This window comes from Cedecea sp., from assembly GCF_036500665.1.
Classification (GTDB): domain Bacteria; phylum Pseudomonadota; class Gammaproteobacteria; order Enterobacterales; family Enterobacteriaceae; genus Cedecea.
Genome location: NZ_DASYBS010000107.1, coordinates 1 through 18157, shown reverse-complemented (window position 1 = coordinate 18157; position 18157 = coordinate 1). Strand labels below are relative to the sequence as shown.

Sequence of the window (18157 nt, the reverse complement as noted above, 5' to 3'; positions counted from 1 at the left end):
CTCCTTAAGCGCCAGGTTGACGAGCAAGCCAGGCTTTCCAGCCGCCCCACGCGGTAATGTCCGTGGCGCCTTCTGTCGCGCACGGTTCACAAATAAAGCCCTTCACGCTGCGCCCGTCCTGCAAGGCCAGCGTGCCGATACCCAACGGCGCGGGAATTTCAGCAACAAACTCACCGAAGCGTGCGAGCGGGATATCCCAAAGCTCAACGGCAATCGGCTGCCCTTCCGTGGCGCGAACCAGGCCAGGCTTCGGCGGCAGGGTATTGGCCAGGGCAAACAGGCGATAGGTATCCGCGGTATGGGTTTCTTCAACGAACACGGCATTGCGGCTGGTTAACTGATGATTGAGCGGCATCCCGCGTAAATGCGCCCCCACCACAGCGACACACACAAAGCCATCGGCAGGCGTCGTGGCCTGCTGAGCGGGCAATTTTTGGGACGTAGCACCGGCGGGCAGATCAAGCTGCGCCTGCCATTGCGCACCAAAGTGGCTGAGCGCGGCATCGTGCCAGGCGGGTGCGATAAGCGTGATTCCCGCTGGCAGGCCATCGGCACGGAAATCCGCCGGCAGCGCCAGCGCGCTCAGGTCAGCAAGGTTGGTAAAGTTGGTATAGGTACCAAACTGGGAGTTGTAGCGAACGGGCTCATCGCGCATTTCAGCCAGCGTATGAATCGTCGGCGAGGTCGGCACCACAAGGGCATCGAACGAGGCAAGCTGCTGCTGAATACGGCGGGCCAGCTCGGCGCGGGTATATTCCGCCTGCCAGGCATCGCAGGCCGTGAAGCTCAGCCCACTGGCAGCGATGCCGCGCACGGTGGGATCCATGGCATCAGGATGTTTTTCGAGGATCTCTTTCACCGCGACGGTACGTTCGGCCACCCACGCCCCGTTATAAAGCTGTTCGGCAAGACGGGTGAAATCAGTGAAATCCACGGCGACCAGCTCCGCACCCATTGCCATTAGCCTGTCCAGCGCCAGCTGAAAAGCCTCTTCGCTGAGTTTGTCGGCAAAGAAGTTCAGGCGGTCTGGGATAGCAAAGCGCAGGCGTGGGCTAAAGCGAGCCGGGGCGGTGTTAGGGTTGCTGCGGGAATAGGGATCGAGCGGATCGTATCCCCCAGCCACATTGGCAACCAGGGCTGCATCCGCCGCTGAGTGGGCAAAAATCGAAACACAGTCATTGAGACGGCAGGCCGGAACCACGCCCGCCGTTGAGAGCCAGCCTTTGGTGGGTTTTAAACCGACAATATTATTGAACCCGGCAGGAACGCGCCCGGAGCCGGCGGTATCCGTGCCCAACGAGAAGCCAACCAGCCCGCGAGCCACCACGGAAGCAGAGCCTGAACTCGAGCCGCCGCTGACGTAGTCGGGGTTGAAGCTGTTCACCACCGCGCCATACGGTGAGCGGGTGCCGACCAGACCAGTCGCGAACTGATCCAGATTCGTTTTGCCCACCACAATGGCCCCGGCGGCGCGAAGGCGCGCAATGACCGTGGCATCGTCAGCGGGATGATAAGTAAATACCGGGCAGGCTGCGCTGGTTGGCATTCCGGCCACATCAATATTATCTTTAACCGCAAACGGTACGCCAAATAGCGGGAAATCCGCCGGTGTTTTTTCCCCGGCCTGAATAACCTGCAACAATGCCTTTATTTGCTCATTAATTTGCTGTTCGCTGGCGATATATATCCACGCATTATCCTGCCGTGAGATATTGGCCATTAATTGCTGGTAAGCGCCCGACAGCAAATGCGGCTGCGGCTGGTAATCGGTGATCCACTGCGACAATAAAGCGACTGACATAAGCTGGCATCCCACCTGGTATACAAGATGGAATCAATAAAGCAATTACGATGCCATATTTTTTACTCCATGATTAGCAAGGGTTTTTAATTAATAAATAAGATTTTATTATATTTAACGCACCGTTGCGGCGCATTATTTTAGTGCGAGTGAATAATTAAGGGGATATATTTGGCGGCGAATGCAATGCGTTCGCCACCAGGGAAGGCTATTGCCCGCTGCGGCGAGCGGAAACCGTGGCTAAAGCCGCCCAGTCGAGCTGCTCATCGCCATGAGCCAGCGCATCAAGGTAGTTATCCCGTAGCACGCCAGCAAAGCCCATCGGCACATTTTTACTTTCTGCCGCCTGCTGCGCCAGACGCACGTCTTTCAGCCCAAGTTTCATGGTAAAACCTGCCGGGCTGTAGCGCGACTCGGCAATCATCGCGCCATAGTTTTTATAGGCCGGGGCGGCAAACAATGTGCTGGTCAACATGCCGAGGAAATCCCCCGCCGTAACATCATAAGCCCCGACCAGAGCGGATGATTCTCCCATCGCTTCGATGGCGCTGGCCAGCATAAAGTTAGCCGCCAGCTTCACCGCCGCCGCCTGCTCCGGCCTGTCGCCAAAGCGCCAGGTTTTTTGCCCCAGGACATCAAAGATCGGCTGCACGCTGTCCAGCAGTTCCGCTGGCCCGGCGGTAAGAATGTTGAGGTTACCCGCAGCGGCCACGTCCACGCGCCCCAGTACCGGCGCGGCAATATAGCGATGCCCGGTTGCGCTGGCTTTTTCCGCCATCTCATTGGTAAACGCGACGGAAACCGTGGCCATGTTGATCCAGATTGCGCCCTGCGGCAGCGCGGCAAGCGCCCCCTGCTCGAGCACCACGCGGCGACTGGTGTCGTCGTCGGCCAGCATAGTTATCAGCACTTCGCTGTCGGTAAACTCAGCCGGGGTGGCTACAATTGTCGCCCCTTTCACTTTCAAGGCTTCCGCAGGGGCCTGAGAACGGTTCCACACGGCAACCTGATGCCCGGCCTTCAGCAGATTTTCTGCCATCGGCTGGCCCATGCCGCCCAGCCCGATAAATCCAATACGCATAATAACTCCCGGCTAGATAATGGTGCCGCTGCGGGTCAACTGCTCGCGGCGTTCTTCTGTTTCTTCTCTATGGTGATTGCCTTTGTGGGCAATGGCGATGCGCAGCCGCTGCTGTTGGGCATAGCGGTCTTCCCGCGTCAGCTCTGCGTCGTCGCTAAGTTCAATCAACAGTTCGTTCATGTGGGTGATGACGTCTGCGGCAATCGCCGCGTCTACGCGGCTGATAACGTCTGCAAGATGGGTCATGGTGTGTTCCTTATCATGTTTTTCCCCTCACCCTAACCCTCTCCCCGGAGGGAAGAAGGAATAAAAAGAGAGGGCTTACGCCTTCCCCCCTCTCCCTTCCAGGGAGAGGGCCGGGGTGAGGGTTGGTACTGGTTAATCCAGCTTCGCTTTGGAGAAATCACTCCCGGCGAGGCTAACGGTATAACCGCTCACGTTGCTGCGGGTGGCGTAGAAGGTTTTACCGTTCGCCAGCGCAATCCACGGCGCCTGCTGATAGTAAATTTCCTGCGCCTGGACGTAGAGCTTCGCGCGGGCGGCCGGGGCGCTGGTTAGCTTCGCCTTCTGCACCAGAGCGTCGTAGTTTTTGTCACACCAGCGGGCAACGTTCGACCCGCTGGCGACGCTGCCACAGCCCAGCAGGGTATCAGCGAAGTTGTCCGGATCGCCGTTATCGGACATCCAGCCGAACAGAGCAGACGAATGCTCCCCTTTGCGCATCCCGGCCAGATATTCGCCCCACTCAAAGGTGACGATTTTGGCGTTCACGCCCACTTTCGCCCAGTCACTCTGGATCATCTCCGCTATACGGCGTGAGTTCGGGTTATACGGGCGCTGCACCGGCATGGACCAGAGATCGGTATCAAAGCCCTTCTCCAGCCCGGCCTGCTTCAGCAGCGCTTTAGCTTTTTCCGGATCGTAGCCGTAATCTTTCAGATCCTTGTCGTAGCCCAGCATGGTCGGCGGGATCGGTGATTTTGCCACCGAGCCGGAGCCCATAAAGATGGCGTTAACGATGGCTTTTTTGTCCACCGCGTAGTTCAGTGCCTGACGCACCAGCGCATTATCAAACGGTTTTTTGCTGGTGTTAAACGCCAGGTAACCCACGTTCAGGCCGTCGATGCTGTGCAACGCCAGGTTTTTATCCGCCTTAATGGCGTCAAACTGCACCGGGCTGGGCGCCGGGATAATCTGGCATTCATTCTTCTGCAGCTTCGCCAGCCGGGTTTGCACATTCGGCGTGATAGAGAAGATCAGGTGTTTGGTCGGCACCTCGCCCTTCCAGTAATTTGGGTTGGCGACGTAGCGAATCACGGAGTCAATTTTGTAGTCCTGCAGCGCATAAGGCCCGGTGCCGATCGGGTTGTTGTCCACCCGCTCCGGCGTGCCGGCTTTCAGCATCGCATCCGCATACTCGGCAGACAGAATAGAGGCAAAGTCCATGCCCCAGTCGGCGAGAAACGCCGCATTCGGCTCGCTCAGCGTGAACTGGACGTGATAGTCATCCAGCTTTTTAACGTCCACAATGAGCTTGTCGAGGCCCACGTCGTTGAAGTATTCGTAGTTCGCCTGCGATACCTTGTGGTAAGGGTTGTTGGCGTCTTTCTGGCGCATGACCGAGAACACCACGTCGTCGGCGTTGAAGTCGCGCGTGGGCTTAAAGAACTTGTTGCTGTTGAACTTCACGCCCTGCCGCAGGGTAAAAGTATATGTTTTGCCATCGGGACTGATTTTCCATTCCGTCGCCAGCGACGGCACCGGCGTGTTGTCGGTCAGGTTGAAATCAATCAGGCGGTTATACAGGGTTTGCGAGCTGGCGACAAAGCTTGGGCCGGAGCTGGCAATTTGTGGGTTAAAGGATTCAGGAGAGGCTTCTGAGCAGTAGACCAGCGTGCTGTTTGCCGCCGCCATCGCGCTTCCTGCCGGGAGGAGCGCGCTCAGCAGCAGGCCGAGCAGTGTTTTCCCTTTAGACATAGTGTTTGCCTTTTATTTGCTTGCCAAATGGTTGAGCTACTTATTATTTCTCACGGTAATAACAGCACAGCCCTTAGCGACAAGCAAATGGCAAACGTCTCGTTTTCTATACAATAGTGGCGGTTATGGCGAGGGTTCAGGCCGACGGCAATACAAAACGCTGCAAAATTGCTCTGGCCTCGGGTGTTCCACTGATATCGTTCGGCGATGCCTGTTTATTTTCGTTCCCCAGCGCCGCCTGCTCGCTGCGGCTGGCGAGAATTTTGTTCATCACCGTCGCGGTAAATTCCGGGTGAAACTGCACCGACAGCGCATTGGGCGTGTAGCGGATGATTTGATGAGGATCGTGGGCCGACGACGCCAGACAAACGGCCCTGGGCGGCAGCGTCAGGACGCTCTGCGCATGGCTTAAAAAGACCGGGAACGACTCAGGCAGATGACTGAGCGCCGGATCGTCTCGCCCTGCTTCTGTCAGCGCCACCGGCAGTTGCCCAACTTCACTGCCCTGCGGGTGGTAATCCACTTTCCCGCCGAGCGCGTAAGCCATCAATTGATGCCCGTAGCACACGCCGAACAGTGGCGTACCGGCGGCAACAACGGTTTTAACCCATTCCGCCGTGCGCTCGCTCCACGCTTCATGCTCCGTCACCATCGACCATGAACCCGAAATCACCGCCGCCTGAAAGTTTTCTGGCGCGGGCAAAGGCTCGCCCAGAAACGGCCTGACGATGTTCAGTTCGACATCAGGGTGCTTTAGCGCCTGCTCAAACCAGGCCGGCTGATCCCCTACGGCTTGCTGTATTTCCTCGGGGGGCCGCCCCATTTGCACCAACAAGACCGGCAATCTTTGACTCATATTTCAGACCTCTGCAGCCATATAATGGCTTCAGAATTAGCACAGGCAAGCCGGCTTGTCTCAGATAAAAAAGCGATAACGTAGAAGCTTTAGCCCGCAACCTTCACGCCCTGCCCGGCAAAATCACGCCACAGGCAGGTCAGCACTGCGATAGCCATCAGCGCCAGGGAGACCAGTGAGATAGCGGTAAAACCATGTTCGGTATAAAGCGACCCGTAGCTGCTGCTGCCGGCAAACACCGCCAGGTAAGTGACGGCGCTATTCAATCCCATCAGCGTGCCGCGCTTGGCCGGGTCGATCGCCGTCAGGCGCTGAATCAATAAGTTCACCCCCAGGTGGTTCACGAGGCCAAGCACAAACAGCAGGAAGATAACGCCCACCAGCGCGCTGCCAAACAGCGCCAGCCCCAGGTAAACGCCCGCCGCCACCAGCAGAATTAGCGGCATCAGGCGTTTAGGGCCAAACCGGTCAACCATTCCGCTTAGCAGCGCCGCACAGCCAAACCCTGCCCCATAGGCAATCGCCACGCCGCCATTCGCGGTGACCGGCAGACCGAGATCCTGATGAAGATGGTCGCCCAGATAGGCATACAGGCCGTAAAACGCGGTCATAAATGCGCCGCACACCACCAGCAATGACTTGATCCCCGGCAGGCCCAGCGCAGAAAGCGGTGACGGGGCAATGCCCGCCGCCGGGCGATCCTGCATATTCAGCCTGAACAAAGCGATCAGCGCCAGAGCGGCGAGACAGCTGACCGAAACATACACCGCCCGCCAGCTAATCAATTCGGTAAGGACAACGGAAAACGATACGCCCGCCACCATGCTCAGCGTCCAGCCTGTCAGCACTTTGCCGATGGTCCGGCTTTCACGCCCCGGCTCTGCGATGGCGGCCGCGCTGGCGTAAATCGCGGGCAGCGCGATACCCGAAGCGATCCCGGCAATCAGCTGGGCGGCAATAAACATCGCCACGGAAGGCGAAGCCGCGCAAAGCAGCAGCGCCACGCCCAGCAGCGTCATGGTGAATTTGAGCATCCGGGCAGAGCCGACTAAGTCGATAAGCCTTGCCAAAAACAGCGCACTTGTCGCCGTGCCGAGCCCGAAGGCGGCTGCGGCCATCATCACCGTGGGCACGGACGCACCTATGGATGTCGCCACCGCGGGGGCAATTGGCCCCAGCACCATGGAATTAGCGCCGATAACGCCGACGCAGCCGGTTAACACATATACAGCTTTGGCGGGAGACAGAGACGGCTCTGGATGCAGCTCCAGACACTGGCTATTTTTCATTTCACTTCCTGAATAATGATTAAACTTGACTTACATTCGATAAAAACCAATTTTATCCGAATGAAATTCAGCGTCATTAGTCAGGGGCAATATGAAAAAAGAAACAGACGGTATTAAGCAGAACGGTGCGGCAGAACGAGTTCTCGATGCCGCAGACCGAAGAATATTAGGCGCTCTGGTGGAGGATGCGACCATCAGCTATGCCGAACTCGGCGAAAAGGTCGCGCTTTCCGCCCCGGCAGTACACGAAAGGGTCAAACGTCTTAAGCGTTCTGGGGTGATCCAGCAGACGGCGGCGCTGCTCGACCCGAAGGCTATCAGCAAATCCCTGCTGGCGTTTGTTCATATTGATACCAAAGGCTGGGGGAAAACGCCGGATCTGCTGCGAATTTCCGCCTACCCGGAGGTAGAAGAGATCCATTCCGTGGCCGGAGATACCTCCATGCTGCTCAAGGTGCGCACGGAGGATTCCAGAGCGCTTGAGGCCCTCCTCGCCCATCTGTATGAGATTAACGGCGTGGTGGCGACCAGAACCTACATTGTGCTGTCGACCTACCTTGAGCGCCCTGTCCAGCCGGGCATTACCCGCGACTGGCCGGAGCAGGCCTAACGTCATTTCACGATATAGCGCGTTGAGGCGAAGTTATTCAGCACCTTATGAATGATGAAGGTGACGGCCAGCGTGCCGACGATTGCCACCGATACCGACGAAATACGGTACAGCGCGCTAAAAACGATATCCTGGTTCGGGTGCATGTATTGCCCGAACATCAGCGCCAGGGTCGTCAGGATAGAGAAGCCCACCCCCGGCCCCACTTTCTCGAACACGTGAATTCGCGCGGCCAGCAGCAGGCCGAGGCTAATCAGCGGCATCAGTAGGATCAGGTGGCGGCTAAAATCGTAGATAACCAGCTGCACCAGTATCGCGTAAAGACATCCGGCAATGACCCCGACGATGCGCCACCAGGATGAAAGAATCGCGCCGCGGAAATGCATCGGAAACAGCGCGAAGATGCCTGCCATCAGCGCGGCCAGGGAATCATTCAGCGTATAGACCTGGAAGACGGTAAACAAAATGGTCGCGGTAAGGGAGGCCAGCAGCGTTTCATGCATCACCCTCGGCCCGTCTTTTAGAATCACAGGCGGCGGCTTGCGTGGTTCAACGTCCGGCAGCAGATAGCAGCTGAGCGCCGACAGCCCTACCGCCAGCAGGCTGCCGATGATGTTAGAAAACATCAGGTCGCTCATGTCGGTGGTCGGGTAGCTCAGGAAGTTTGCCATCACGCTTAAGCAGACCACGCCCATTGAGCCAAACAGGAAGAGTGGCCCCCGGCTCATCAGGTAGAAGCGCGTCATGTACATCAGGAAGACAATCAGCGTCATCGGCAGCGGGTAATTCACCAGCACCGCAAACAGCAACGTCATTTCCACGCAGTTAATCAGCGCATTGGCGATCATCTGGCGGGCGATATGCCCATTGAAAACAGGCACCAGGCCGGTAAGCATGATGGGGTAAACCACATAGAACACCCCATACTGCGTATTGACCCAGCTGTAGACAAACATCCCCACGCAGCCCGCCATCACGATGCGCAGCATATGCCGGAAATCATTGCCGCTGAACGGCGTCGGCGCATTACGCTTCAGCGGGCCAAGAATAAATTTAATAAACATAGTGCAGGTAGCTCACCAGCCTGATTTGCATCCCGCCGATAAACGAAGCGAAAGCGGATGGAGAATTGTAGAGCTGCACCGTGGCCCGCGCGCCCGCCGGCAAATCTGGCGTTTTTCCGTCTTCAAGCAGCAAATGAATGCGCATACGCTGCGCGTCTCTCACCCAGCGGTTTGAGGTTTCCGGGGCGGAGAGCTGCCCGTTGATGGCCTGCTGCCCCTGCAGGACGCCCGCGTCCTTACTGGCTACACGCGCTTTAAAAACCTGCCCTGGAAGCCCGTCAAAAACGATGTCTGCCGTGGTGTCTGGCTGGGTTTTGCTCAGGCTTTTCTCCCTGAAGTCGGCCACGATATCAAGACTGTCGTTCACCAGCGCCAGCGCGGGTGCGCCCGCCCCGGCATACCAGCCCTCTTTCAGCTGCAAATTACTGATAATGCCGTCGCTGCTGGCCACCACGCGGGTGTAATCCAGGTTTAGCCGGGCGTCGTTCAGCAGGTTACGGTATTTTTGCAGCGTGACGTTTTGCTCCCCGCGTTCACCCCGCGAAATCACCAGCTGCGCCAGCGCCGCCTGGAGGTTGTTAACGTTTTGCACCGCGCTTTGCCAGCGCGTAAAGGCCGCGTCCAGATCCTGTTTTGAGATCAGATTCCCGCTGCTCAGGCCGTTGTAACGGTGATAGCTGCGCCCGGCATTGTCGGCATCCAACTGGGCGGCTTTGATTTTCGCCCGTGCGGCGTTGATTTGGGCATCGATTTGCTGGTTATCAAGCATCGCCTGTTGGTAAGCGATTTCTGCCCGCTCAAGCTGGTTTTGGTAGGGCTTATTATCGATTTCAAACAGCACATCGCCCTTCTTCACCACGCTGTTGTTGCTGACGTAGATATGCGTTACGTAGCCCGACACGCGGGATGAAACCGGGGTCACCACGCGCATCACGGTGGAGTCTGGGGTTTGCGGCACCCAGATATCGGCGGCCAGGAAATAGCAAAACATTGCGGCAAACAGCGCCAGCGTCACTTTTACCCAGCGGGTAAATCGTTGTTCAGGGGTCATAACTACTCGCTAAATGAGAAATACGCCTGAATACCAGGCGTAAAAAAACTACCGAATTTTGATCATGTTGGCGGCCAGCAGATTTACCGTCTGGCTGAACTGTTCTAATTGCTGCGCCGGAATGCCCTGCGCGACCTGCGCCTGGCAGCGCTCCACCGTTTCACTTACCGCTTTAATCGCTTTTTGGCCTGCGGGCGTCAGCGAGATAAATTTCACCCGCCTGTCTTTTTCGTCCGGCGTGCGGGTGACATACCCTTCTGTCTCAAGCTGTGCCAGCGTGCGCGTCAGAGGCGGCAGGTCGATGCCCTGCGCCCGGGCCAGATCCGTGACGGTGATTTTCTCTCCCGCCACGCTGAGCTGCATCAGCGTCGTCCAGCTGCTTTGGGTCAGGCCGGTAAAGGCGACGGCATCATCCACGATGCCGCGCCACAGGCGTACCAGCATCGCCAGGCGCATGCCCAGCGGGCGGTCAGGAAAATCGACGCTGTCGTACTTATCGTCATGCATGAGGTACTTCCCAGATAAATAGTCACTCAGATAATTATCATGATAAGTATTTATTTGGCGAATACCACTGACAATAACCAGGGGTAATTATTGAGGAAGAGGCAAAAACAAAAGCGCCCGCAGGCGCTTCAGATTGATGACAAACAGCCGAAAAACGTGGTTTTCGACTGTTTGGGGCAAACCAGAGAACATTATTCATTGTTTTTATTAGACCTTGGTTCGGACTTTTTAGAGCAATGAACTTTGTCAGCAGTCTCAAGCGCCCGCAGGCGCTTTAGCAAAGAGAAGAGACGTTAGCTCAGGCGAGCGGCTACGTCGGCCACGCGTGCGCCATACTTCACGGCGGTGTCCAGGTCGCCCTGGGCAATTTGCTCGGCGCTGGCGTCGGCTGGAGACTGCACCAGCAGGCCTACGGAGCCGCCCAGATTGTTCACATCATCACGGGTCGCCGCCAGGGTGTTAGAAGGCAGCTGGCCCAGACTCACCCAGATGCCGCCGTGCTGGGAGGCCAGGGTTTGCATCCACTGCAGGCTAACCTGCTTGTCACCGTTCAGGCTGGCGCTGTTGGTAAAGCCGCCGAACACTTTGTCCTGCCAGCCGCGGGTAAACCAGACTTTTGAAGACGCATCGGCAAACTTCTTAAACTGCCACGGCACGTTGCCCATGTAGGTCGGTGCCCCAAAGATAATACCTTTGACATCGTTTAGTTTTTGCCAGTCCGCTTCCTGGATATCACCATTGCTGTCAATGGCAATCAGTTCGGCGTTTGCCCCTTTGGCAACGTGCTCTGCCACACGTTTAGTGTGACCGTACCCGGAAAAGTAAATAACAACGATTTTAGCCATAATGTTTCTCGACATGGTTAGAGGGAACGCTCCGGCCTGATGGCCGCAAAACAGGGTTCATCGTGTCTGTCTTTTTCTTTATGGTCAAGAAGTTACCTGCCGGTAAGTGACTTACCCGCAGGTAAGTATAGCCCGCATCTTGCGGCCCTATTTTGTCTAATAGCCAGATAATTTACCCATTTTGCCGTCTCTTCAGCCGTTTGACTTAGGGGCGTTTCGTTAAAATGTAAAGCGTGAAGATGGCTCTCGGGTGAGCCGTTAACAGCAGGATTGATGACGTGGCAAAAACATTATTGCGCAGCGGATGCCTGGATGACTTTCTCGCGCTGGGCGAAAACGGTCAGGCGGTATTTGATTCAGCGTTTCAGATACGCGAAACCTTACGCCTTCGTAAACAGCAGGCGGTCGCCGATGCACTGGCCATTCCCCAGCCTAACGACGAAGGTGACCGGGTAGACTGGTACGCGCCTCAGGAAGGCAGCGTCACCAGCTGGGCCGCTGCCAGCGATGAAGAGCGCCGCACCGCCCTTCGCTATCTGGATAATTGCTTATCTAACGTAGCCTCTCTTAGCGCCCGTTGCCAGCAGGCCGAAAAAACGTCGATACGCCTGTTTGGCGCTTTGCTGGAAAAAGCGCTGCAGTTCCCGGGCAGCCAACACGTTTACCTGGTTAACGGCAAGCCGGTTATCACCTTCTGGGGCTTTGTAAACCTCAACCAGGGCGCCCGGGAAGAGGTGCTGGAATGCCTGCGCATCGTTGAGCCGCGCGAACCGGAAATCGCCTTTATCCCTGAAGAAGTCATGCCGGAGCCTGAGTCGCTGCCGGTTGAGTTAAGCGAGCCGGAAAAGCCGCTGCTTGAATCCCCTGTGGCTATAGAGGCCTCCGAAGACTCACCGGTTTATAGCCTCGCGGCGACCAACGCCAAAACCGCGTCTGCTACGGAAGATAAACCGGCACCGCGTCCCGAACCTGTTGTTGTGCAGACACCGCGCCACCGCTGGCTATTGCCCGTTGCCGCCGTCATTGCCGTGGCCGTGGCGGTTCCTGTCGGCTACTTGTTGTTTACCGGTCACCAGCATGCCCCCGTGGTAACAGCCCAGGCCGAAGTCCAGCCTCAGCCTATTGCGCCTGCGCCAATCCAGGCCGTAGACGTGGCAAAAACGACCCTGCCGCTGACGCCTGCCGAGGTTGTAGCCCCGGCAAAACCTGAGCCCACACCGGTTGCAGCGCCAGAACCAGAGCCGGTCACCGTCGCGGCAGACGTGCCAAAGAATGCGTTAATTTTACCTGCCGAAGCACTAAAAATTGGCTCCACCAAATTCCTTAATGGGACGTGGCGCGCACAGATTAATTTCAGCGACCCGATCACCGGTAAAGCGCCAAGCCTGCGTTACCAGATTGCCAACAATAAAGGCACGGTGCGCCTGGTGCACGGCGACAACATTGTTTGTAAAGCCGAGGTGTTCTCCGGCCTGCATCAGTCTGGCGCGTTGATGATTAAATCGCGCGGCAGCGCACGCTGCAGCGACGGCACCCGCTACCCGATGCCGGAAGTGACCTGTAAAACCGGCAGCAACGGCGCAGCCGAGTGTACCGGCCGCTACGACGGCGACAAAGTCATACCGATGACCTTCCGTAAAGTGAGTAACTGATCATGCTGGCGACTCTTTTTCACTACAAGCCGAGCGTAACGCTCATCAAAGACAGCGGCATTCAGTTCCTGGATTTCGGCCTTGCGCCGCAGACTAACGCCGCCCATGCCGGGCGCTTTGTGCGCCAGACGGCCAACGGTCCGCTTTTACGCCTGGACTACGATGTGGTCCCGGGTAAATTTACACTGCCGGGAGAAAACGGCACCGCGCCAGAAGTGGTGAAACCCGAAAGCACCATTACGCTTGGCCACTCCCTGCGGGTGATGGATAAAACCTGGCTGCCGTTGCCATTTCTGCGCTTTAACCCGCCTCGTACCTTTGTTGGCGGCCCGGATAACTGGGCGCGCGTACAGGTTCGTGTGCTGGACACGCCGGACTCTGCGGGCAACACGGTGCGGATCAGCATCGCGCTGGACAGCAAGATTTACGCTGATGACCACCCTGCTGCACACCTTGCGCCAACGGAAAGCGACGTGCGTAACGGTGCCCGTTTCGCGCTGGCCTGGCATAACCACGAGATCAAAGAGTTCCTCGACCAGACCTGGGTGGACGGCTGGCTGCGTGAAGCCTTTAGTCAGTTCGCCACCCGCGTTGAAGAGCGCACCGAGCGCGACCTCGCGGCGGCGATGAAAGCGTTTGAATACCAGGCGCATTACCTGAATATTCTTGAGCTTATCGGCAACCAGTTGGCGGTGCCGGAAGTTAAAATCGTCACGGCGACCCTGCAATCCCCGCCGATTGACGTTGATTTGGTGCTCGACGTGGGTAATACCCACACTTGCGGCGTCCTGATTGAAGATCACGGTGAAGAGAACGACGGCCTGCGCCAGACCGCAGAGCTGCAAATCCGTTCCCTGAGCGAACCACAGCTGATCAACGACGCAATGTTTACCAGCCGCCTGGAATTCAGCGAGGCAAAGTTCGGCAAGCAGCACTTCTCCGTCGAAAGCGGGCGTGACGACGCCTTCGTCTGGCCATCTATTGCCCGCGTGGGCGATGAGGCCCGTCGTATGGCTTGCGCTCGCCTGGGTACCGAAGGTGCAAGCGGGATCTCCAGCCCGCGTCGCTACCTGTGGGACGTGACGCCAGCCAGCCAGGACTGGCGCTTCAGCCAGATGGGCGTAAAAACCCAGCGTGAGCCGCTAGCCACCGCCTTCCCTTTGATGAACCTGATGAACGACGATGGACAGCCGCTGTACGCCCTGCCAATGGATGAGCGTCTGCCGGTATTTTCCCCGCAGTACAGCCGCAGCTCGCTGATGACCCTGATGCTGTGTGAGCTTCTGTCCCAGGCGCTGATGCAAATCAACAGCATCGGTTCCCGCCAGAGCATGGGGCACCCGACCTCACCTCGCCAGCTGCGTAACCTGATCCTGACGCTGCCTTCCGCCATGCCAAAGCCCGAACGCGAGCTATTCCGCCAGCGTATGCAGGAGGCCGTCGGCCTGGTGTGGAAGGCGATGGACTGGCACCCGACCGACGACGGATTCACCCTCGAACGCGATAAAAAGAAAAGTATCGTGCCGGTGCCAGACGTACAGATGGAGTGGGACGAAGCGACCTGTGGCCAACTGGTCTGGCTGTATAACGAAGCGCTGGTTAACTATGCCGGGCAAACCGGACGCTTCTTTGAAAGCCTTGCCCGCCCCGACCGATCCCTGACGCCGGGCGAACCCGCAGGCAAAACGCTGCGCGTCGCGTCAATTGATATCGGCGGCGGCACCACCGATATGGCCATCACCCAGTACCAGCTGGACGACGGCGTCGGCAGCAATGTGAAAATCGCTCCGCGCCTGCTATTCCGCGAAGGCTTTAAGGTCGCCGGGGATGATATTTTGCTGGATGTGATCCAGCGCTGCGTGCTGCCGGCTTTGCAGGCCCATATCCACAAAGCGGGCGTGGCCGACGCGCCAGGGTTGATGACTACGCTGTTTGGGGAATCCGGCCGCATGGACACGCGCGCCACGCTGCGCCAGCAAACCGCGTTACAGCTGTTTATTCCACTCGGTCATGCGGTACTTTCATTCTGGGAAGAGAGCGATCCGGAAGAACCGGATGCGGTGCTGGAAGCCACCTTTGGCGAACTGCTGACCCAGATGCCAACCCGCAACGTGATTAATTATGTACAGCAAGCCGTGCAGCATGAGCTGCCAGCCGACGCGCCGCAGTTCGACATCATGAGCGTACCGCTACAGGCAGAAATTGCTTCACTGCAGGATGCGCTGCTGGCGGGCCAGTTTACCCTCACCGCGCCGCTACAGGCGCTGTGCGAGGTTATCAACCATTACTGCTGCGACGTGCTGTTAGTGACTGGCCGCCCGGGCTGCTTGCCTGGCGTGCAGGCGCTGCTGCGCCACCTGCAGCCGGTGCCGGTCAACCGCATCGTCTGGCTTGATAACTACCAGACCCACGAATGGTACCCGTTCAGCCAGCAGGGGCGCATCGGCAACCCGAAATCCACCGCCGCGGTGGGCGCAATGCTGTGCAGTCTGGCAATGGATCTTCGTCTGCCAAGCTTTAACTTTAAAGCAGCCGATATTCAGGCCTATTCCACCGTGCGCTACCTGGGGATGCTGGACGGTAATGACCGCCTGCTGGAGGATAACGTCTGGTATCGGGACATCGATCTCGACAGCCCGCAGGCAAGCCTGGACACCCGAGTCCACTTCCCACTGCGCGGCAACGCCTGCCTGGGCTTCCGCCAGCTTGATAACGCCCGCTGGCCAGCCACACCGCTCTATACCCTGGCGATCAATTCACCGCAGTTGGCGAAATCTATCGCCGGGGACGGGGTGCTGAACGTACGCCTGAAGCAAACTCGCGAGGCGGAGTCATTCCAGCTGGCCGAAGCCTGGCTGTCGGACGGCAGTAAAGTCCCTCTCGATCAGCTGAGTTTTAAACTGAATACCCTCGCAGGAAGCTACAGCGGGGCGACGCATTACTGGATAGATAGCGGGAGCGTATACCAAAAATGAAGCAGTTAACTACCACGCTAACCCCTCTGGTGACCTGGGTTCAGATGACCCGCACTTATGCCCCGCTGCTGGATAACGAAGCGGACAGCCTGCTTGCCCGCCTGCTGCAGTTAAGCGAACGCCAGCGCCGCATCAGCGCATTGGAAGATGCCCCGCTGACGCTGGGGATTTATGGTCACGCACTGGACGGCAAAAATCACCTGTTGAATACCCTGCAGGGCAGCCCGAACGGGCGCATTGATATTCAGCTTGGCGACAAACGTCTGGATTATCTGACGCACATTAACCCCGGCCATACGCCGGTGACAATGGCCGTGCGCTTCAGCTCACAGTTGCCTCCGGAAGTGGATAATTATCCACTGCTGTTAACGCTATTTAGCGAAGCCGAACTGGCACAGCAGTTTATTAATCAGTACCACGCAACCGCAACCCCTCGTCTGGCAACATCAAGCGCCGTCACCCTGCGCCTGGCCGAACTGGAGTCCCGTCGCCAAACTGTGCCGACGCCGGGGTTAACCAGCGAACAAATCGCCGACTTGCTTAACGGTTACCACCGCCTGCAGCGTCGCCAGAATCACCTCGACGAGCGAGTATGCTACCAAATGGCCCAGCTCGCCCCCTCTCTTTCGATAGAAGACAGGGCTGTACTGTTCGCATTGTTGTGGGGTGAAGATAGCGCGCTGACGGAAACCTGGAAGCGGCTCGCGCTGGCGTTGCAGCATCTTGGCAACGTTGAACGGGTGCTGGCCCCTGCAAGCCTGGTCGTTGACAATTTCCTGCTTCCCGCAGAAGGTTTTCTAATTCCAGCTGCCCCGGAAGAAGCCCCGGAGCAGGCCGATGTAATGGTGTGCCCGCTGTCCGATAATCTTCCAGGCTCACACTTAAGCCTGCCGCAACAAGACCTGGCGCAACTGTGTGCTGAAGTCATATTCACCCTCAGTCAGCCTTCCGCGCTGCCGAATGTGGATTTACTGGATATCCCTTCTCAGCGGCTGGCCTGGTATACAACGCGCCTGCAGCCGGACACATTACTTGTTTGCAACGCCGTCAATGAACGCAGTCAAGTACAGCCTACCGGGAAAGCACTGGCATGGTGGGTGGACAGTACGCAAAGTCCCGGGCACAGCTCGCTACCCGGGCTGGTTTGGGCTATCACGCCGTTCGACGCCCGCTTTACCCTTGGTGCCAGCCTTGATGACGGCGTACAGCGACTGGTCGGCTACCCGGGGAAACGCTGGGGAACGTTACAGGCGCTCGACAGCAGAAATATGCACCGCCTGCTGGAATGGTTGACGGATGCGCTAAATTCCACACGCCGTGAGCAACGCATTACTGCCCTACGAAACGATCTGGATGCACAGACCGTTGCGCTGTTTCAGCGCTTTAGTGACGCACACCAAATCCCCCCCCAACAGGCCCGCCAGCAGGCCGAAGATCTTGTACGCGCCCTGCAGGCCAGAGCGACCCAGCACGGTAATCTACTGGCAAGCCTTGTGCCATCGCGCGATGCGTTGCAGCAGCGCTGGCTACAGCATCAACAGCAGCATCAACCCAAACCGGAGGGCTTTGCGCTGGAGATAGACCTGTTTGCCGACGGCACCGAGCATGAAGCCTCGCAGAGCGAGGGCATTAGCTATGCCCGTGCCGTGCATCAGCTTTGGGTTAACCACCTGCGCCTGCTGGGGCATCGCCGCGAGGCCGCGCACCAGTTTGGCCTTGACAGCGTGCAGCTTCAGGCTTTGTGCGATGTGCTGATCGTCGCCAGCTATCGGCTGGATGTGCCGCTGATGCTGGAGCGCAGTATGCAAAACGGTGATTCAGGGCTTGAACTGGATATCTCCCGCGCCAGCACGGTGCTGGGTGATTTCATTGCCTGGCTGGGCTACGCCAGCGTGCCCGTTTCTGGCCGCCCGGCAAGCCGCGTGAACAAGGGCCTGGCGGTGTTTGCCCCTCCCGCACAGGCGGATATCAGCCGCCGACTGACGCAGCTCGGCGAGCAACCCACACGCGGCAACGCCAGCTATGTTTATGACTGGCTGGTCGCGCTGTATACCCGAGCCACGGAAAATATCGGTTACCAGAACCCGCTGGATATTAACGAGAAGCAGCGGCAAACGCTGTTGAAGCTGCTGGGGTAAATTGGGGAACATTATCGCTGAGTAGATCGGCACGATGCTCTATGAAGAAATGATGAAGGTTCCGTTCACTTCCAGCCCTGTTTTATATGCAGTCACCGAACCGGTGAACGTCTCGGGAGAATCATCGTCATTCCCCCGAGCCCCCGGACTCCCGGCCAAATAAATCGACCGCTGAAGCGGCAGACCTCCGTTTTATCTCCCAGTCCTGGGTCGGCTGAGATGCGTTCCCGACGCTCTCAGCCTCCGGCCGTTCCCGACGTCCGGACCCTGGCCAGTCGGAGAGAAAACGGAGGCGATTTAAGCCGGAACCG

Annotated in this window: 14 protein-coding genes and 1 riboswitch; of the genes, 4 read left to right on the top strand and 10 right to left on the bottom strand. The window is 57.8% G+C overall.

The window, feature by feature from the left end; translation table 11 throughout:
• Positions 1-4: 4 nt before the first annotated feature.
• The 6 genes from atzF to VGM55_RS18155 form a co-directional block, all read right to left on the bottom strand.
• Positions 5-1801 carry an allophanate hydrolase gene (gene atzF / locus VGM55_RS18180; protein ID WP_331636229.1) on the bottom strand — a complete coding sequence of 599 codons (1797 nt, stop codon included), beginning with the start codon at positions 1799-1801 and terminating at the stop codon, positions 5-7.
• Between the two features lie 208 nt (positions 1802-2009).
• Positions 2010-2882 carry an NAD(P)-dependent oxidoreductase gene (locus VGM55_RS18175; RefSeq protein WP_331636228.1) on the bottom strand — a complete coding sequence of 291 codons (873 nt, stop codon included), beginning with the start codon at positions 2880-2882 and terminating at the stop codon, positions 2010-2012.
• Positions 2883-2894: 12 nt separating this feature from the next.
• On the bottom strand, positions 2895-3071 hold the full coding sequence (locus tag VGM55_RS18170) for a DUF2526 family protein (RefSeq protein ID WP_331636303.1): 177 nt from the start codon (positions 3069-3071) through the stop codon (positions 2895-2897).
• A riboswitch (Fluoride riboswitch) is annotated at positions 3057-3122 on the top strand. (Overlaps the previous gene by 15 nt.)
• 138 nt (positions 3123-3260) lie before the next feature.
• Positions 3261-4859 carry an ABC transporter substrate-binding protein gene (locus tag VGM55_RS18165; RefSeq protein WP_331636227.1) on the bottom strand — a complete coding sequence of 533 codons (1599 nt, stop codon included), beginning with the start codon at positions 4857-4859 and terminating at the stop codon, positions 3261-3263.
• Positions 4860-4995: 136 nt separating this feature from the next.
• Positions 4996-5715, bottom strand: coding sequence for a glutamine amidotransferase (locus tag VGM55_RS18160; protein WP_331636226.1), 720 nt, complete (start codon positions 5713-5715; stop codon positions 4996-4998).
• Between the two features lie 89 nt (positions 5716-5804).
• On the bottom strand, positions 5805-7004 hold the full coding sequence (locus VGM55_RS18155) for an MFS transporter (RefSeq protein ID WP_331636225.1): 1200 nt from the start codon (positions 7002-7004) through the stop codon (positions 5805-5807).
• Positions 7005-7095: 91 nt separating this feature from the next.
• Here VGM55_RS18155 and VGM55_RS18150 point away from each other — a divergent pair, with 91 nt between their 5' ends.
• Complete coding sequence (locus tag VGM55_RS18150) at positions 7096-7614, top strand: Lrp/AsnC family transcriptional regulator (protein WP_154185623.1); 519 nt, start codon at positions 7096-7098, stop codon at positions 7612-7614.
• Between the two features lie 2 nt (positions 7615-7616).
• On the opposite strand, the gene VGM55_RS18145 is transcribed toward VGM55_RS18150, so the two are convergent.
• From VGM55_RS18145 to VGM55_RS18130, 4 genes are all read right to left on the bottom strand, one after another.
• Positions 7617-8678: a DUF2955 domain-containing protein gene (locus tag VGM55_RS18145; RefSeq protein WP_331636224.1), complete on the bottom strand. Its 1062-nt coding sequence runs from the start codon at positions 8676-8678 to the stop codon at positions 7617-7619.
• Positions 8668-9729 (bottom strand): HlyD family secretion protein, encoded by a 1062-nt coding sequence (locus VGM55_RS18140; protein WP_331636223.1) that lies wholly within the window; start codon positions 9727-9729, stop codon positions 8668-8670. The genes VGM55_RS18145 and VGM55_RS18140 overlap by 11 nt, the downstream gene beginning before the upstream one ends.
• 48 nt (positions 9730-9777) lie before the next feature.
• Positions 9778-10236: a MarR family winged helix-turn-helix transcriptional regulator gene (locus VGM55_RS18135; protein ID WP_331636222.1), complete on the bottom strand. Its 459-nt coding sequence runs from the start codon at positions 10234-10236 to the stop codon at positions 9778-9780.
• Positions 10237-10529: 293 nt separating this feature from the next.
• Entirely contained in the window at positions 10530-11081 is a 552-nt protein-coding gene (locus VGM55_RS18130) for a flavodoxin family protein (protein ID WP_331636221.1), read from the bottom strand.
• A gap of 278 nt (positions 11082-11359) precedes the next feature.
• Here VGM55_RS18130 and VGM55_RS18125 point away from each other — a divergent pair, with 278 nt between their 5' ends.
• From VGM55_RS18125 to VGM55_RS18115, 3 genes are read left to right on the top strand one after another with little or no spacing between them, the layout of a single operon-like run.
• Positions 11360-12733 (top strand): SrfA family protein, encoded by a 1374-nt coding sequence (locus VGM55_RS18125; protein ID WP_331636220.1) that lies wholly within the window; start codon positions 11360-11362, stop codon positions 12731-12733.
• Between the two features lie 2 nt (positions 12734-12735).
• Positions 12736-15708, top strand: a complete 2973-nt coding sequence (locus VGM55_RS18120; protein WP_331636219.1) for a virulence factor SrfB — start codon at positions 12736-12738, stop codon at positions 15706-15708.
• Positions 15705-17846, top strand: a complete 2142-nt coding sequence (locus tag VGM55_RS18115) for a virulence factor SrfC family protein (RefSeq protein ID WP_331636218.1) — start codon at positions 15705-15707, stop codon at positions 17844-17846. The genes VGM55_RS18120 and VGM55_RS18115 overlap by 4 nt, the downstream gene beginning before the upstream one ends.
• The last annotated feature ends 311 nt before the right edge of the window (positions 17847-18157 follow it).

What these genes read in the sequence shown, in the direction of transcription:
- atzF (WP_331636229.1), bottom strand. Translation starts at nt 1,801, where the DNA reads ATGTCAGTCGCTTTATTGTCGCAGTGGATCACCGATTACCAGCCGCAG.
- VGM55_RS18175 (WP_331636228.1), bottom strand. Translation starts at nt 2,882, where the DNA reads ATGCGTATTGGATTTATCGGGCTGGGCGGCATGGGCCAGCCGATGGCA.
- VGM55_RS18165 (WP_331636227.1), bottom strand. Translation starts at nt 4,859, where the DNA reads ATGTCTAAAGGGAAAACACTGCTCGGCCTGCTGCTGAGCGCGCTCCTC.
- VGM55_RS18160 (WP_331636226.1), bottom strand. Translation starts at nt 5,715, where the DNA reads ATGAGTCAAAGATTGCCGGTCTTGTTGGTGCAAATGGGGCGGCCCCCC.
- VGM55_RS18155 (WP_331636225.1), bottom strand. Translation starts at nt 7,004, where the DNA reads ATGAAAAATAGCCAGTGTCTGGAGCTGCATCCAGAGCCGTCTCTGTCT.
- VGM55_RS18150 (WP_154185623.1), top strand. Translation starts at nt 7,096, where the DNA reads ATGAAAAAAGAAACAGACGGTATTAAGCAGAACGGTGCGGCAGAACGA.
- VGM55_RS18145 (WP_331636224.1), bottom strand. Translation starts at nt 8,678, where the DNA reads ATGTTTATTAAATTTATTCTTGGCCCGCTGAAGCGTAATGCGCCGACG.
- VGM55_RS18140 (WP_331636223.1), bottom strand. Translation starts at nt 9,729, where the DNA reads ATGACCCCTGAACAACGATTTACCCGCTGGGTAAAAGTGACGCTGGCG.
- VGM55_RS18135 (WP_331636222.1), bottom strand. Translation starts at nt 10,236, where the DNA reads ATGCATGACGATAAGTACGACAGCGTCGATTTTCCTGACCGCCCGCTG.
- VGM55_RS18130 (WP_331636221.1), bottom strand. Translation starts at nt 11,081, where the DNA reads ATGGCTAAAATCGTTGTTATTTACTTTTCCGGGTACGGTCACACTAAA.
- VGM55_RS18120 (WP_331636219.1), top strand. Translation starts at nt 12,736, where the DNA reads ATGCTGGCGACTCTTTTTCACTACAAGCCGAGCGTAACGCTCATCAAA.
- VGM55_RS18115 (WP_331636218.1), top strand. Translation starts at nt 15,705, where the DNA reads ATGAAGCAGTTAACTACCACGCTAACCCCTCTGGTGACCTGGGTTCAG.